This is a genomic window from Mycobacterium sp. 23, assembly GCF_048287075.1.
Lineage (GTDB): Bacteria > Actinomycetota > Actinomycetes > Mycobacteriales > Mycobacteriaceae > Mycobacterium > Mycobacterium gordonae_B.
Window position 1 is genome coordinate 1,548,184 of record NZ_JBLVUX010000005.1, and the last position, 15,046, is coordinate 1,563,229.

Here is a 15,046-nt window from a genome sequence, read left to right on the forward strand (position 1 = left end):
CTGAATACGGCTACGGCCATCGATCGAAGCTGCCGACCTGCCCCAGATCCTGGGAGCCCGGCAGCCACTACCGAAGACCGCCCGATACAGAGCTGCTTCCCGTGACTCGCATGGCGACTCGCTGGAACGATGCGCGCGGAAGTGCGCGAACCGCACCAAGGTGCTCGGGCCGGAACCGGCCCAGAACGTCCTCACTCTACACCGGCTAACTCCCGGTAATGATCAAACCCGGTGCCCCGCACGCCCGACCTCTAGTTCCGGGGTGCCCTGCTGACGTCCTCGACGCACACGGCGAACCGCCGCTGGGCGTAGGCGTAGCCCAGACCGCTCGCGCACTGATCCACCGAGACCGGTGGGTCGAGGTCTTTGAGGATCTGGGTGGCCCGCTGACGGTTGGGCACCGACGCGTCGTTGCAGTCGACACGGTACGGATCGGCGATGTGGTGCGGATCCACACTCATGCAGCCACCGATCACCCAGTCGACGTCCAGGCACACGGTGTTGTCCGAGCCGCTGATCGCATTGTGCGTCGAGTACGACGAATCGACGTCAGACGGGCACTGGGCCCGGTCCTTCACGACGGCGACGACCTTGAAGTTGGACTCCGGGCTTGCGCACGACGCCTTGACGGCCTCCGGCTGGGCGGCCGTGCCACCAAGCTTGAGACAGTCCCCCACTGTGAATTCGCTGAGGTCGGAGCCACTTTTCCCCGCCGAACACCCGGTCACTGCGCCGATGATGCCGGCCGCGACGGCGGCCGCTATGACGGCGCCTGACGCGCCACGGGTCAGCGGCGCAGACCCAGCCGCTCGATCAGCGAACGGTAGCGCTCCACGTCGACCTGGGTCAGGTACTTGACCAGCCGCTTGCGGCGTCCGACCAGCAGCAGCAGGCCGCGGCGGGAGTGGTGGTCGTGCTTATGGACCTTCAGGTGCTCGGTGAGGTCGGCGATGCGCTTGGTCAGCATCGCGATCTGCGCCTCCGGCGACCCGGTGTCGGTCTCGTGCAGACCGTAGGACTTCAGAATCTCTTTTTTCTGCTCGGCAGTAAGCGCCACGAAAATATCTCCATCAATAGGTCCGCGATCAGGGAATTTCACAGCGCGGCCACCGCGAACCGCAGCACGCGCCGATGTCGTCGGGGAGTCTAGCAGGGTCGGGCGCTAGGTCAGCAGCCCGCGGGTGCGCTCGGTGTCCCGGCCGATCTCCTCCACCAGGTCGTCGATCGAGTCGTACTTCTGCTGTCCACGGATGCGGGCGACGAAATCCAGCGCCACATGCTGGCCGTACAGGTCGGCGGTGGTGTCCAGGACAAACGCCTCCACGGTGCGGGTGCGACCGGAGAACGTCGGGTTGGTGCCGACGGACACCGCGGCCTGGTAGCGCTCGCCGGGAATGACGGTGCCGGTCACCGGACCGTGGCCGAGCACGGTGAACCACGCCGCGTACACGCCGTCGGCGGGGATGGCCGAGTACATCGGCGGCGCCACGTTCGCGGTGGGAAACCCCAGCTCGGCGCCCCGGCCGTAGCCGCGTACGACGACACCCTCGACGCGGTGCGGGCGGCCCAGCGCCTCGGTGGCCGCCAGCACGTCGCCGGCGTCCACGCACGACCGTATGTAGGTGGAGGAGAACGTCACGGTCTCGTTGCTGTGGTGCTCGGACAGCAGCGACATCGCCTCCACCGCGAACCCGAAGCGGTCGCCGGCTTTACGCAGGCTTTCGACGTTGCCGGCCGCCTTCTTGCCGAAGGTGAAGTTCTCCCCGACCACCACCTCTACGACGTGCAGGTGCTCCACCAGCAGTTCGTGGATGTATCGGTCCGGAGTGAGCTTCATGAAGTCGGTGGTGAACGGCATCACCAGGAACACGTCGATGCCGAGGTCCTCGACGAGTTCGGCGCGGCGGGTCAGGGTGGTCAGCTGCGCGGGGTGACTGCCCGGGTACACCACTTCCATCGGGTGTGGATCGAACGTCATCAGGACCGACGGCACGCCCCGGGCACGACCCGCTTTGACGGCATGCGCGATCAGCTCGGCGTGCCCACGGTGCACACCGTCGAAGACCCCTATGGTCAGCACACACCTGCCCCAGTCCGTGGGGATCTCGTCCTGACCGCGCCACCGCTGCACGACCGCAAGCCTAATCGTCGGCGCAACCCGCCCGCCGGGGCGCCGGATTAGGCGTGGATTGCCTAAGATTTGAGGTTGTGAGGGCTGACGACGAGCCTGGTGGGCTCACCCCAGTTGCCCAGGACTATTTGAAAGTCATTTGGACGGCCCAGGAGTGGTCTCCCGACGGGGCTCCGCAGAAGGTGAGCACGAAGATGCTCGCCGAGAAGATCGGGGTGTCCGCCAGCACAGCATCAGAGTCCATCCGCAAGCTGGCCGAGCAGGGGCTGGTGGACCACGAGAAGTACGGCGCGGTGACGTTGACCGAGTCCGGTCGGCGGGCCGCGCTGGGGATGGTGCGCCGGCACCGGCTACTGGAGACGTTCCTGGTCAACGAACTCGGCTACGGCTGGGACGAGGTGCACGACGAGGCCGAGGTGCTCGAGCACGCGGTGTCGGATCGCCTGGTGGCCCGCATCGATGCCAAGCTGGGTTTCCCGCGCCGCGACCCGCACGGCGACCCGATCCCGGCCACCGACGGTCAGGTACCGACGCCGCCGGCGCGTCAGCTGTGGGCCTGCACCGACGGAGACACCGGGAAGGTGGCCCGTATCTCGGACGCCGACCCCGAGATGCTGCGCTATTTCGACAGCGTCGGGATCAACCTGGACTCGCAGCTGCGGGTTCTGACGCGACGCGAGTTCGCCGGCATGATCTCGGTGGCGGTGTCGTCCGGCGACGGTGACGCCGCCACCGTGGAGTTGGGCAGCCCGGCCGCGCGGGCGATCTGGGTGGTGGGCTAGCTGCTCAGCAGGCCCCTGGCGATGTGCGTCACCTGAACCTCGTTGCTGCCGGCGTAGATCATCAGCGACTTCGCGTCGCGCGCAAGCTGTTCCACGCGGTACTCCGCCATATAGCCGTTGCCGCCGAACAACTGCACGGCGTCCATCGCGACCTCGGTGGCGGCCTCGGAGCTGTAGAGCTTGATGGCCGACGCCTCGGCCAGCGTCAGCGGTTTGCCGGCCTGCTGGCGCTCGATGGTGTGAAACACCATGTTCTGCACGTTCATTCGGGCGATCTCCATCTTCGCCAGCTTGAGCTGGATCAACTGGAACTGCCCGATGTTCTTGCCCCACAGCGTGCGGCTCTTCGCGTAGTCCACGCACAGCCGGTGGCATTCGTTGATGATGCCCAGCGCCATCATCGCGATGCCGATGCGCTCGGCGGCGAAATTGGCGCGGGCGCTGTCCCGGCCGTCACCGTCGCTGGGGTTTTCGTTCTCGCCCAGCAACCGGTCCGGACTCAGCCGCACGTTGTCGAAGAACAACTCGCCCGTCGGCGAGGACATCATGCCCATCTTCTTGAAGGGCTTGCCCTGGGTAAGGCCGGGCATCCCGGAGTCAAGCACGAACACCAGCACCGGGCGGTTGCGTTTGTCCTGGGCTGAACCGTCATCCAGCTTGGCGTAGACCACCAGGACGTCGGCGTACGGACCGTTGGTGATGAACGTCTTCTGACCGTTGAGGATGTAGTCCTGACCGTCGCGGCGGACGTAGGTCTTCATACCGCCGAACGCATCCGAGCCGGAGTCGGGTTCGGTGATGGCCCACGCGGCGATCTTGTTGAGCGTCATCAGGTCGGGCAGCCAGCGCTCCTTCTGCGCCAGGGTGCCGCGGCTCATGATGGTCGCCGCACCCAGTCCCAGGCTCACCGAGGCGGTGCTCAACAATCCGATACTGACCCGCGCTATTTCGGACACCACCACGGCCATCATCGATGGCTGGACGCCCATGCCGTCGGAATCGCCTGCCCCATCTGGTTTTTCGGCGGCCCCGGTGCGCTCGCGGTCGAGCATCTTCTTCACCGATTCCGCGGCCAGCACGTCCAGGCCGAACTGGCTGAACAACTTGCGCGCGATCGGATACGGCGGCATTTCGCCGGTTTCCAGGGCGTCCAGGTTGGGCCGGATCTCTTTATCGACGAACTGACGGACGGTGTCGCGCACCATCAGATCGGTTTCGGACCATTCGATCACGGTCAGCGCTCGGCACGCTGGTACGCGGTGACGACGGCGGCGCCACCTAGGCCGATGTTGTGTTGCAGCGCGGCTGTGACATTGTCCACTTGGCGCTTGTCGGCGGTTCCCCGCAGTTGCCAGGTGAGCTCGGAGCACTGCGCCAGCCCCGTCGCGCCGAGCGGGTGGCCCTTGGAGATGAGCCCGCCCGAGGGGTTCACCACCCAGCGTCCGCCGTAAGTGGTCTGGTTGTCGTCGATCAGCTTGGGCGCCTCACCCTCGCCGCACAGGCCCAGCGCCTCGTACAGCAACAATTCGTTGGCCGAGAAGCAGTCGTGCAGTTCGATGACCTGGAAGTCGTCGGGGCCTAGCCCGGACTGCTGGTAAACCTGTTGCGCGGCTTGGACATTCATGTCGTAGCCGATGATGTTGCGGGCACTGCCGTCGAAAGTGGAGGCGAAGTCGGTGGTCATCGACTGCCCGACGATCTCCACGGCCTGTCCGGCGAGCCCGTGCTTGGCGACGTAGTCCTCGCTGGCCAGCACCACCGCGGCCGAGCCGTCGGAGGTGGGCGAACACTGCAGTTTGGTGAGCGGGTCGGAGATCATCTTCGCGGCCAGGATGTCCTCGAGGGTGTACTCCTCCTGGAACTGGGCGTACGGGTTGTTCACCGAATGCTTGTGGTTCTTGAAGCCGATCTTGGCGAAATGCTCGGCGGTGGTCCCGTATTTCTTCATGTGCTCGCGGCCGGCCGCGCCGAACATCCACGGCGCCACCGGAAATGCGAACTCGTCGATCTCGGCCAGCGCCTTGACGTGGCGGCCCAGCGGCGATTCGCGGTCGTTGGCGCCGCCCTGCAGGGCTCCCGGCTGCATCTTCTCGAAGCCCAGCGCCAGTACGCAGTCGGCCAGTCCGCCGCGAATGGCCTGCGCTCCCAGGTACAGCGCGGTGGATCCCGTCGAGCAGTTGTTGTTGACGTTGACGATCGGGATGCCGGTCATCCCGAGTTCGTAGAGGGCCCGCTGGCCGCAGGTGGAATCGCCGGCCACGTAGCCGACGTAGCCGTGTTCGATCTCGGTGTAGTCGACGCCGGCGTCCTGCAGGGCTTTGGTGCCGGACTCCTTGGCCATCTGCGGGTAGTCCCAGCCTTCGCGGCGGCCGGGCTTTTCGAATTTCGTCATGCCTACGCCGACGACGAAAACCTTGTTGGAACTCTTGGCAGGCATCGTTGCCCCTTTCGAGTGGACTTGTCTCCCAGTGTGCAACTCGGCGCAACCGGTCTGCGCGCCGGGGCGCCGGCGGTGCGGGCGAATCTCATCGCGCCAGGTACCTCAGGCCGCCTATTGCCGCACCCATCAGCCGCCCGTGCACACTGCGGGGCAGGCGAAACCTGTTGTCAGGCGAAACCACTCGCTGCACCGCAATCGTCTTCGGCTCGGTGAAACGATGCAATCCGGTGTCGCCATGCCGGCGTCCCAGTCCGGACGCCTTGATCCCACCCGCGGGTGCCGCGTGCGATGCGAAAGCCGCGACATACGCGTCATTGATGTTGACCGCCCCGGCGGCAATCCGGGTAGCCAGATTGACGCCTTGCTTGGCGTCACTAGTCCACACACTCGCCGAAAGGCCGTAGTCCGTGGCGTTGGCCAGGTCGATCGCCTCGTCCACGGTGTCGAAACTGTACGCCGAGACGACCGGGCCGAACACCTCCTGTGTGTGCAGAGTCGCGGCGGTGGTGACCTCCGACAGGATCGTAGGTTCGTAGAACGACGGCCCGAGGTCTGGTCGCGCCCGCCCGCCGGCGTGGACCCGCGCGCCCGATGCCTTGGCCTGCTCGACGTAGTCACTCGTGCGCTCGAAACCCGCCGGGGTAGTAAGCGCGCCCATGTCGCAGGAGAAATCCAGCGCCGAACCGAGCCGAATCGCCCGGGTCTGGCGACAGGCCAACTGCAGGAATTGCTCGAATATCGACGAGTGGACATACAGTCGTTCGGTCGTCAAACACACCTGGCCCGCGTTGGCGAAACTCGCCCGCGGCACGGCGCAGGCCGCACGCTTCAGGTCTGCGTCCGGCAGCACGATCATCGGGTTCTTGCCACCCAGTTCGAGCGAGCAGCCGATCATCCGCTCACCTACGCGGCCGGCGATCATTCTGCCGGTCGCCGTAGACCCGGTGAATGCCACGTAATCGGCGCCGGCGAGCAGCGTGTCACCGATCTCGTCGGGTTCTCCTAGCACCACCTGGAAGATGCCCGACGGGATTCCGGCCGCGATGGCCGCGCGCTGCAGAAATAAGGTTGACAGTGCAGTTTGGTTGTCCGGCTTGAGGATCACCGCATTACCCGCCAGCAAGGCTGGGATGCTGTCGCCACCACCGACCCCGATCGGCGCGTTCCACGGTGCGATAATTACAATCACGCCCTTCGGCTCCCGGATCTCGGCGGCGGCGGTCAAACCCGGGAGCGCTCCGGCATGGCGGGCGGGCCGAAGCAGCCGCCCTGCGTTGCGGAGGCACCAGCTTCCGCTGAGGATCGCTTCGCCGTAGTCGGAGCACGCATCGATTCGGGCCTTGCCAGCCTCGATTTGCAGTATGTCCCAGAGTTGGGCTCGATCCTTTCGCACCCGGTCGAGGAACCGCCTAATCAGCGCCACGCGTTCGGGCACCGGGCGGCGGGCCCACGCCGCCTGCGCGTATTTCGCCTCGGCAAAGGCGAATTCGATATCTTGCGCAGTGCACTGCGGAATCCTCGTCAACACCGCGCCGGTGAACGGTGCCACGAGCTCACGGGCGTCAGCGGATCTCCAACGCGCCTGGTCGGTGAGTTGCTCGAGATGGTTCACGAGGCGCCGCGAGCACTGTTCGCGCGGGCGTGGTAAACGTCCCGGGTGGCCTGGTCGACGTTGAGGTAGAGCCGCTCGGTATGGACCCAGCGGTAGAGAATCCGGCGCGACGACTCGGGAATCGCGTTCGCGGCGCGCAGCACCAACCCCAGGCGCCGTGGCGCGTACGTCAGCGCCGTATTGGACCGAACGGCATGCAGCACAGCTTCGGCGACGTCCGAAGGTCCCACCGAACCGAACCTCTCGATGAGCGGCGAGAGCTTCAATCCTGCCGATAATTCGGTACGAACGATTCCAGGTAGCACCGCGCCAACCCCAATTCCGCTAGGCGCCAATTCTTCTCGTAGCGCGAGCGTGAACCCGACGACACCGAACTTGGTCGCGCAGTAGGTCGCGACTCCGGGGAAACCCGCGACCCCCGCCATCGAAGCGACGTTCACGATCTGACCGCCGCCCCGCTCGGCGAACGTCCTGGCCGCCAGGCACGCACCGGTGATGACGCCGCCCAGGTTGACCGCGATCATTTCCTCGGCGGTCCGCCGCTTCTCCTCGAGAAAGTCGCCGGTGAGCATGACGCCCGCGTTGTTCACCAGCACGTCGACCGGTCCGAGTTCGGCCTCGGCGCCGGCGAGGAAGGCCGCGAACGAATCCGGGTCGGTCACGTCGAGCTGCAGCGCGGTCCCCGGAATCGGCAGAGTGGCCGCCGATTTCCGGGTCAGGCTCAAGTCGAGGTCGCCAAGGGCCACGCGAGCGCCCCGGGCGGCGAACGCCTTGGCGGTCGCGAGCCCGATTCCCCGGGCGGCCCCGGTGATGGCCACAACCCTTGGATCTGGCTTACGTTTCATGCTGTTCTCCCGGCCCGACTCGCCCCACCTGTGCTATCTCCCCGCCAACCGGTTTCGCAGCAGCTTGCCCGTCGCGTTGCGCGGCAGCTCGTCGACGAAGACCACGTCGCGGGGGACCTTGTGACGGGCCAGATTTGCTTTCACGTAGGCCTTGATTTCCTCACCGTCGCGGTCGCAGGAAGGTGCCGGCACGATGAAGGCACGCAGCCGTTGCCCGAAGTCGCGATCATCGACTCCCACAACCGCCGCTTCGGCGATGTCGTCACGAGCGACAAGCAGGTTCTCGACCTCCAGTGGAAAGACATTCTCCCCACCAGAGACGATCATGTCGTCGTCTCGACCGTCGACAAACCACAGGCCCTTCTCGTCGAAATGACCGGCATCGCCGCTACACAGCAGACCGTCGACGATCTCCTTGTGGCCTCCGCCCGTATACCCGGTGAAGCTCAGTCCACTGGAGACGAAGATTGTCCCGATGACCCCTGGCTCGCTGATGAGCTGCCGGTCGTCGTCGTAGAGCCTGACCGTGCAGCCGACGGGCGGCCGGCCGACCGTCCCGGGCGCATCTCGGAGTTCGCGTGGCGTGGCCACGGTGGCGATCGATACCTCGGTCGAACCGTACACGTTGTATAGCACGTCACCGAAAATCTCGGTGGTGCGCTTACACAGATCGGGCGAGAGCGAAGACCCAGCGGCGAGCATGATCTTGACCGACGACGTGTCATATTTTACAAGCACTTCGGGACGCAGTTCGACTATGCGGTGCAGCATCGTCGGCACCAACACGACGGTGCTCGCCCGGTGCGAGGCGATGAGCCGTAGGGTCGTTTCAGGGTTGAAACGGCGTTGCAGTATCACCCGGTTGCCCAGCGCGAGCCCGAGAGTGCAGACGGCCAAGCCCGTCGCGTGGAATAACGGTGCTGCGACGCAGAAGGTTTCGCGTGACGGCCAAGGTATCCGGTCGAGCAGCTGCGCCGATTGCAGAGGGCCGACCCGGTCCCGCGGCGCACCCTTGGGGCTACCGGTGGTTCCGCTGGTCAGCAGCACCATGCCGCCCGGCTTCGGCGGTGACGCCATTGGCGTCACCGCTCGGCCCAACATAAGGTCGTCGATAGTCCTGGCACCGTTACCCTTCGCCGCTTCGGCGGTGTCGGTCCAAGCAAGAATCCGCGGTATCGCGCTCGGCATCGCATCGAGCAAGTCAGCGAACTCGCTGTCCAGCACTACCACGTCCACACCTTCGCGGGTCGCGACTTCGGCGAACTGTGGTTTGGCAAAGCCGTTGTTCATCAATACAATTCGTGCGCCCACCTTATTAGCGGCCACGACGGTCAGTACCAAGCCGCGATGGTCTCGGCACAGCGCCGCGATCACGTCGCCGGGCCCGACTCCTATGTCGGCCAGTCCGCGAGCCAACCCATTGGACATCTCGTCGAGCTGCCGGAAACTCAGTTCGCCGCGCTCGTCGAGGATGGCCGTCACGTCGCCATACCTTGCGGCGGCATGGTGCACCACACCCGCGAAGGGCCCGTAGCGGCGAAAGCCGGCCATCGACCGCACTACCCGGTCGGGGCGCAGCGGTTCGACGACTTCGCTGCGCAGCAGCACGCGTGCGCTCCGGATGTAACGCGACAACTTCTCGACAGTCACTTGCGCTCCGCTTGTTTGCCGATGAATTCGGGCTCGAACGAGGCGGCACGATCCGAAAAGGCCAGGATGAGCTTGGCGATCTTGTCCGGGTCGTCCAGCTGCGGGCAGTGTCCCGAGTGCGGCAGGATCACCAAGTGGCTACCCGAGATCTGTTGGTGCAGAATGTGACTCGAGTGCGTTGGGATGATGCGGTCGCGTGCTCCGTGCACTATCACCGTCGGGCAGCTGACCCGCAATCCGCGGTGGGTGCCCAGCGCCTCCTGCGCGTATCGGAACGCGTCTCGTCCCAGTGCCGCGACGTCGGCGGACCTCGAGACCAACTGCACCCAATATCGGATCACTTCGGGATCCGCCTTGGTCCCAGGCCCGTAGAGCACCCGGGACACCGTGTAGCCCGTCACCCATCGCACCACCCTCGACGACATCGGGACGCGGCCCAGCCGCGACCAGAATTCCGGTGACAGATCACACGTGCGGGCCGCGCGGGCCAGACAGTGCCTGGCGTTCAGAGGGTCATCCAGCGCCACAAGTGCCTTGACCTTGCCATCGCCGCGGGCGGCCGCTCGCACCGCGGTCGCGGCGCCCAGCGAGTTGCCAACCAGCACGGCCGGCCCGGTGACGTCGAGGACCGCGTCGACGAAGGTGTCGAACTGCGGCATCAGCGGCCCGGGCTCCCGCGCCTCGGCCTGGCCGAACCCGGGCATGTCCACGGCGACGGCACGCCGGCCCGCCGCGGCCAACCGCGTCAGAACCGGCCGCCATGTATCGGCACTATCCCCATAGCCGTGCAGCAGCACAACCGGTGTCCCACGGCCTGATAGCGACAGAACCCGGGTTCCCACACCGCCAAATGCCGTCCGGGTTTCAGCGATCGGGATCATCCGGCTAGCAGACCCTTGGCGATGTGGGTGACCTGAACCTCGTTGCTGCCGGCGTAGATCATCAGCGATTTGGCGTCGCGGGCCAGTTGTTCGACCCGGTATTCCGCCATATAACCGTTGCCGCCGAACAACTGAACAGCGTCCATTGCGACGTCGGTGGCGGCCTCCGACGAATATAACTTGATCGCCGACGCCTCGGCCAGCGACGGCATCTTGCCGGCCTGCAGCTTCTCCAACGTCTGAAAGACCATGTTTTGCACGTTGATCCGGGCAATTTCCATTTTGGCCAGCTTGAGCTGGATCAGCTGGAACTGCCCGATGTTCTGCCCCCACAGGGTGCGCGTCTTGGCGTAGTCGAGGCACAACCTGCGGCATTCGTTGATGATCCCTAACGCCATCAGCGCGACCCCCACACGTTCGGCGGCGAAGTTCGCGCGGGCGCTTTCGCGTCCGTCGCCGCCGGAATGTTGCTCGGCCTCGCCGAGCAGCCGGTCTGGGGTAAGCCGGACTCTGTCGAAGAACAATTCGCCGGTGGGCGAGGACATCATGCCCATCTTCTTGAACGGCTTACCCTGGGTGAGGCCGGGCATGCCCGCCTCCAGCACGAACGTCAGGACCGGCCGGCTGCGCCGGTCGACCGTCGGATCTCCCTCGTCCAGTTTCGCGTAGACGATCAGCACGTCGGCTGACGGGCCATTGGTGATGAACGTCTTCTGCCCGTTGAGGATGTAGTCGGCGCCGTCTCGTTTGACGTAGGTTTTCATGCCGCCGAACGCATCTGAGCCGGCGTCTGGTTCGGTGATTGCCCAACACGCGATTTTCTCCAACGTCATCAGCTCGGGAAGCCAGCGCTCCTTCTGGGCCAGCGTGCCCCGGGTCATGATGGTGGCCGCGCCTAGCCCGATGCTCACCCCGATCGTGCTCAACAGCCCAAGGCTGACCCCGGCGACTTCGGACACCAGCACGGCGGCCATCGACGCGGAGGCGCCGATGTCTCCCAGTTCGCCCGACGAGTCGGTCCGCACCCGCGGACGGGCCTCACCCGAGACGACCGCAGTCGCCTTGGCGCGCTGTTTGTCCAGCATGGTCTTGACCGCCTCGGCCGCCAGCACGTCGAGGCCGAACTCGTGGAAGAGTCTGCGCGCGATCGGGTATGGCGAGAGCTCACCGCTTTCCAGCCCTTCGTGGTTCGGTGCGATCTCGCGATCGATGAAGTCGCGGACGCTATCGCGGATGAGATCGTCGGATTCCGACCATTCGATCACGGCAGCCGCACCGCAATGTCATCGATCTGCCAGATACCGTCGGTTTCAATGGTTTTCACGTCATGCCAGCCAGCCAATTCGGAGATGGCGCCGCCCTGTACCGCGAAGACCTTCCCGGTGAGCGGACACTTGTCCGATGCCAGGAAAGTCACCAGGGGCGAGATGTTGGCCGGACTGAACAGGTCTAGCTTCCCGTCCTCCGGCTCGGCCATCAGCGCACCCATCCCGGGCGTGGCCAGAGTGAGTCGGGTTCGGGCGATCGGCGCAATCGCGTTGACACGCACGCCGTATCGCTCCAGCTCCTCTGCCGCCACCAGGGTCATCGCGGCGATTCCGGCCTTGGCCGCACCGTAATTCACCTGTCCCGCATTCGGGATCGTCAGGCCCGACCCCGAGGCGGTATTGACCACGGCGGCATTGGGCCGACTACCGGACTTGCTCTGCGCCTTCCAGTAGGCAGCCGCATGGTGCAGCATCGCGACGTGCCCCTTGAGGTGAACGGCCAGCACCGCATCCCACTGCGATTCCTCCAGCCCTGCTATGAAGCTGTCACGAAGTATTCCGGCATTGTTGACCAAGATGTCCAGTCCGCCGAACTCGTCGATCGCTCGCTGGACCACCCGCGCCGCACCGTCCCAGGTGGCAACGTCGTCGGTGTCCGCGACGGCCCTGCCGCCGGCGGCCAGGATCTCGTCGACAACGTCGCCCGCCGGTCCGGCGTCGGCTCCCTCGCCGGCATTGCTGACACCGAGGTCGTTTACCACCACCCGGGCGCCTTCGCGGGCGAACATCAGCGCGTGCTCGCGGCCGATCCCGCGCCCAGCACCGGTGATGACGGCGACCCGTCCTTCTAGAATTCCCATGCGTCCACTCCCTGTGATCCTCTAATCGGCTATGACGGCCAGGCCGTCGGTGATGGCGAACTCCTCGCCCGCTTCCCCGCTCCGTGTCGTCTCGAACGCGTAGGTCGTCGCGTTGCCGGAACGTTCGGCCTGCCAGATCCGGGTCTCCAACTCGTCGCCGGGGAAAACCATCTTTGCGAAACGCACGGCAAACCTCTTGAGGCGGTTGACATCCGATCCGGCAACCTCGGTGAGCACCGCCCAGGACGCGATTGCCATCGTGCACAGACCGTGGGCGATGATGCCGGGCAAGCCGGAGTCCTTGGCGACGTCCTCATCCAGGTGGATCGGCATCGGGTCGCCGGCAGCTGCCGAATACCTGAAAGTCTGGTCGGTATCGATCCGCGAAACGACCTTGGCGAGCGGCGCACGCCCGTGCAGTGTGTCGTCAAACTTATGGCTGGGACCGAGTTCACCTACGTCCCTGGGGGAGACATAGCCCCGGAAGAAGCACGTGACGAATTGCTCGTTGACGAGTTCGCCGTCCTCAGTGCGGCATTCGAGATAGACCGTTGCGCGAGTTCCTTTTTTCACTCCCTCGTATCCGATCATCTTGCCGCGGGACACCAGCGCGTCTCCCGGACGGATCGGCCGATGGAAGTGGAAGTCCTGCTCGCCGTGCACCACGCGCGGGATCAGCTCCACCGGTGCGACGTCGACGGTCGGGGTCAGCAGCGACTCGAAAACCGGCACGATCGCGAACACCGGTGCGGCCACGTCCCCGGCGAGGTGCGCCGCGATCGGGTCATTGGTCGCCTTAGCGTACTGGGCGAGTCGCTCCCGGCTGACCTCGAACCGATCCTCATCGGTCCATTTGTTCAAACCTTCGTCGTCGAAGGCCAAATCGTCGTCGGACACCTCAGACCGCCGCTGAGGCCAGCGCGTCGAGTTGGTCCAGCGACTTGTCCAGCTGCTTCTTGGCGTCCTTCTCGACCGCCTTGGCTAGAGCCCCTTTGACCAGCGCGCCCTCGAAATCGCCCGCCACGGTGAACTCGGCGCCCTTCCCCGCTGGAGTCAGGGTGAACTCGAAAAGGGCCTTGACGCCGGCCATGCCGGTCCCTGACAGTGCGAACGACGTTGGAGCATCAATCTTCTCGACTGTCCATGAGATCTTGTTGGCCATGCCGAGCATGACGATCTTGGCGGTGAGTGGAGTGCCGACGACGATCGTCTCTGGAACGTCGCTCGTCCACTTTTCATGGACGGTGAACCACTTGTCCCAATTAGGGAGGTCGGAAACGATGGCCCACAGCGCATCCGGAGTGGCCGACAACATTCGGCTGGCTTCGATGTGCCCCATAGCGATACTCCTCTTTCGTAGTTGTGCGATCAGCGTTCGGCACGCTGATACGCGGTGACGACGGCTGCGCCACCGAGTCCGATGTTGTGCTGCAGCGCCGCCTCGACGTTGTCGACCTGACGCCCGGCGGCAGTTCCGCGCAGCTGCCAGGTCAGCTCGGCACACTGCGCCAGGCCGGTGGCGCCCAATGGGTGCCCCTTGGAGATCAGCCCTCCGGACGGGTTGACCACCCAGCGGCCGCCGTAAGTGTTATCACCGTTGTCGATCAACTCGGGGGCCTCACCAAGAGCGCAAAGCCCGAGAGCCTCGTACAGCAGTAGCTCGTTGGCCGAGAAGCAATCGTGCAGCTCGATGACCTGAAAGTCATCCGGTCCGAGGCCGGCTTGCTGGTAGACGGCCTGCGCCGCAGCGACGTTCATGTGGTGGCCGATGAGCGCCCTGCAGGTGCCGTCGAAACTGTTGGCAAAATCCGTCGTCATCGCCTGGCCGACGATCTCGACGGCCTCGCCCGCCAGATCGTGCTCGTCGACGAATGCCTCGGACGCCAGGATTGCCGCACCCGAGCCGTCCGAAGTAGGCGAGCACTGCAGCTTGGTCAACGGGTCGTAGACCATCCGGGCGGACAGGATGTCGTCGAGCGTGTACTCGTCCTGGAACTGCGCGTAGGGGTTGTTGGTCGAGTGCTTGTGATTCTTATAGCCGATCTTAGCGAAATGCTCAGCTGTGGAACCGAATTGCGTCATATGTTCGCGCCCGGCGGCACCGAACATCCACGGCGCCGGCGGGAACCGCACCTCGGAGATCTCCGCCATCGCCAGGATGTGCTTCTCCATCGGTTGCGCCCGGTCGTCGTAGCTCGACTCCAGCGAGCCGGGTTTCATCTTCTCGAAGCCCAGCGCCATTGCGCAGGACACCTGCCCGCCCCGGATGGCCTGGGCGGCAAGGTAGAGCGCGGTGGATCCGGTCGAGCAGTTGTTGTTGACGTTGAACACCGGGATGCCGGTCATGCCCAACTCGTAGAGCGCGCGCTGACCCGAGGTCGACTCGCCGTAGACGTAGCCGACGTAGCCCTGCTCGACCTCGGTGAAGTCGATTCCGGCATCCGCGAGCGCGTTGCTGCCGGACTCGCGGGCCATGTCTGGGTAGTCCCACGGTGACCCATCGTCGTTGACCCGCCCGCCAGGCTTTTCGAATTTCGTCATGCCGACGCCGACGACGTAAACCCTCTGCGACATCTC

15 protein-coding genes are annotated in these 15,046 nt (G+C 65.2%); 1 reads left to right on the forward strand and 14 read right to left on the reverse strand.

The features are described 5' to 3' along the window. Nucleotides 1-251: 251 nt before the first annotated feature. From lppU to ACNQS7_RS08175, 3 genes are all read right to left on the reverse strand, one after another. Nucleotides 252-764, reverse strand: coding sequence for an LppU family putative lipoprotein (gene lppU / locus ACNQS7_RS08165; RefSeq protein ID WP_418015930.1), 513 nt, complete (start codon nt 762-764; stop codon nt 252-254). 23 nt (nt 765-787) lie between these two features. Continuing rightward, on the reverse strand, nt 788-1,057 hold the full coding sequence (gene rpsO, locus ACNQS7_RS08170; RefSeq protein WP_055580898.1) for a 30S ribosomal protein S15: 270 nt from the start codon (nt 1,055-1,057) through the stop codon (nt 788-790). Nucleotides 1,058-1,162: 105 nt separating this feature from the next. Then, nucleotides 1,163-2,131, reverse strand: coding sequence for a bifunctional riboflavin kinase/FAD synthetase (locus tag ACNQS7_RS08175; protein WP_418012168.1), 969 nt, complete (start codon nt 2,129-2,131; stop codon nt 1,163-1,165). A gap of 77 nt (nt 2,132-2,208) precedes the next feature. On the opposite strand from ACNQS7_RS08175, the gene mntR reads away from it, so the two are divergent. Further along, nucleotides 2,209-2,913, forward strand: coding sequence for a manganese-binding transcriptional regulator MntR (gene mntR / locus ACNQS7_RS08180; protein WP_418012169.1), 705 nt, complete (start codon nt 2,209-2,211; stop codon nt 2,911-2,913). On the opposite strand, the gene ACNQS7_RS08185 is transcribed toward mntR, so the two are convergent. From ACNQS7_RS08185 to ACNQS7_RS08235, 11 genes are all read right to left on the reverse strand, one after another. Next, on the reverse strand, nt 2,910-4,145 hold the full coding sequence (locus tag ACNQS7_RS08185) for an acyl-CoA dehydrogenase family protein (protein WP_418012170.1): 1,236 nt from the start codon (nt 4,143-4,145) through the stop codon (nt 2,910-2,912). The genes mntR and ACNQS7_RS08185 overlap by 4 nt on opposite strands. Before the next feature lie 2 nt (nt 4,146-4,147). Beyond that, the gene (locus ACNQS7_RS08190; RefSeq protein WP_418012171.1) at nt 4,148-5,350 is read right to left on the reverse strand and encodes a lipid-transfer protein; all 1,203 of its coding nucleotides are present in this window, start codon (nt 5,348-5,350) and stop codon (nt 4,148-4,150) included. A gap of 88 nt (nt 5,351-5,438) precedes the next feature. Continuing rightward, entirely contained in the window at nt 5,439-6,965 is a 1,527-nt protein-coding gene (locus tag ACNQS7_RS08195) for a succinic semialdehyde dehydrogenase (protein WP_418012172.1), read from the reverse strand. Continuing rightward, nucleotides 6,962-7,810 carry an SDR family oxidoreductase gene (locus ACNQS7_RS08200; RefSeq protein ID WP_418012173.1) on the reverse strand — a complete coding sequence of 283 codons (849 nt, stop codon included), beginning with the start codon at nt 7,808-7,810 and terminating at the stop codon, nt 6,962-6,964. The genes ACNQS7_RS08195 and ACNQS7_RS08200 overlap by 4 nt, the downstream gene beginning before the upstream one ends. A 33-nt stretch (nt 7,811-7,843) precedes the next feature. After that, the gene (locus tag ACNQS7_RS08205) at nt 7,844-9,460 is read right to left on the reverse strand and encodes an acyl-CoA synthetase (RefSeq protein WP_418012174.1); all 1,617 of its coding nucleotides are present in this window, start codon (nt 9,458-9,460) and stop codon (nt 7,844-7,846) included. After that, entirely contained in the window at nt 9,457-10,341 is an 885-nt protein-coding gene (locus ACNQS7_RS08210) for an alpha/beta fold hydrolase (RefSeq protein ID WP_418012175.1), read from the reverse strand. Before ACNQS7_RS08210 ends, ACNQS7_RS08205 begins: the two co-directional genes overlap by 4 nt. Further along, nucleotides 10,338-11,606, reverse strand: coding sequence for an acyl-CoA dehydrogenase family protein (locus ACNQS7_RS08215; protein WP_418012176.1), 1,269 nt, complete (start codon nt 11,604-11,606; stop codon nt 10,338-10,340). Before ACNQS7_RS08215 ends, ACNQS7_RS08210 begins: the two co-directional genes overlap by 4 nt. Then, complete coding sequence (locus ACNQS7_RS08220) at nt 11,603-12,469, reverse strand: SDR family oxidoreductase (RefSeq protein WP_418012177.1); 867 nt, start codon at nt 12,467-12,469, stop codon at nt 11,603-11,605. The genes ACNQS7_RS08215 and ACNQS7_RS08220 overlap by 4 nt, the downstream gene beginning before the upstream one ends. 21 nt (nt 12,470-12,490) lie before the next feature. Further along, nucleotides 12,491-13,366: a MaoC/PaaZ C-terminal domain-containing protein gene (locus ACNQS7_RS08225; RefSeq protein ID WP_418012178.1), complete on the reverse strand. Its 876-nt coding sequence runs from the start codon at nt 13,364-13,366 to the stop codon at nt 12,491-12,493. Nucleotide 13,367: 1 nt separating this feature from the next. After that, nucleotides 13,368-13,808 carry an SRPBCC family protein gene (locus ACNQS7_RS08230; protein ID WP_418012179.1) on the reverse strand — a complete coding sequence of 147 codons (441 nt, stop codon included), beginning with the start codon at nt 13,806-13,808 and terminating at the stop codon, nt 13,368-13,370. A gap of 29 nt (nt 13,809-13,837) precedes the next feature. Beyond that, complete coding sequence (locus tag ACNQS7_RS08235) at nt 13,838-15,043, reverse strand: lipid-transfer protein (protein ID WP_418012180.1); 1,206 nt, start codon at nt 15,041-15,043, stop codon at nt 13,838-13,840. Nucleotides 15,044-15,046 lie beyond the last annotated feature (3 nt).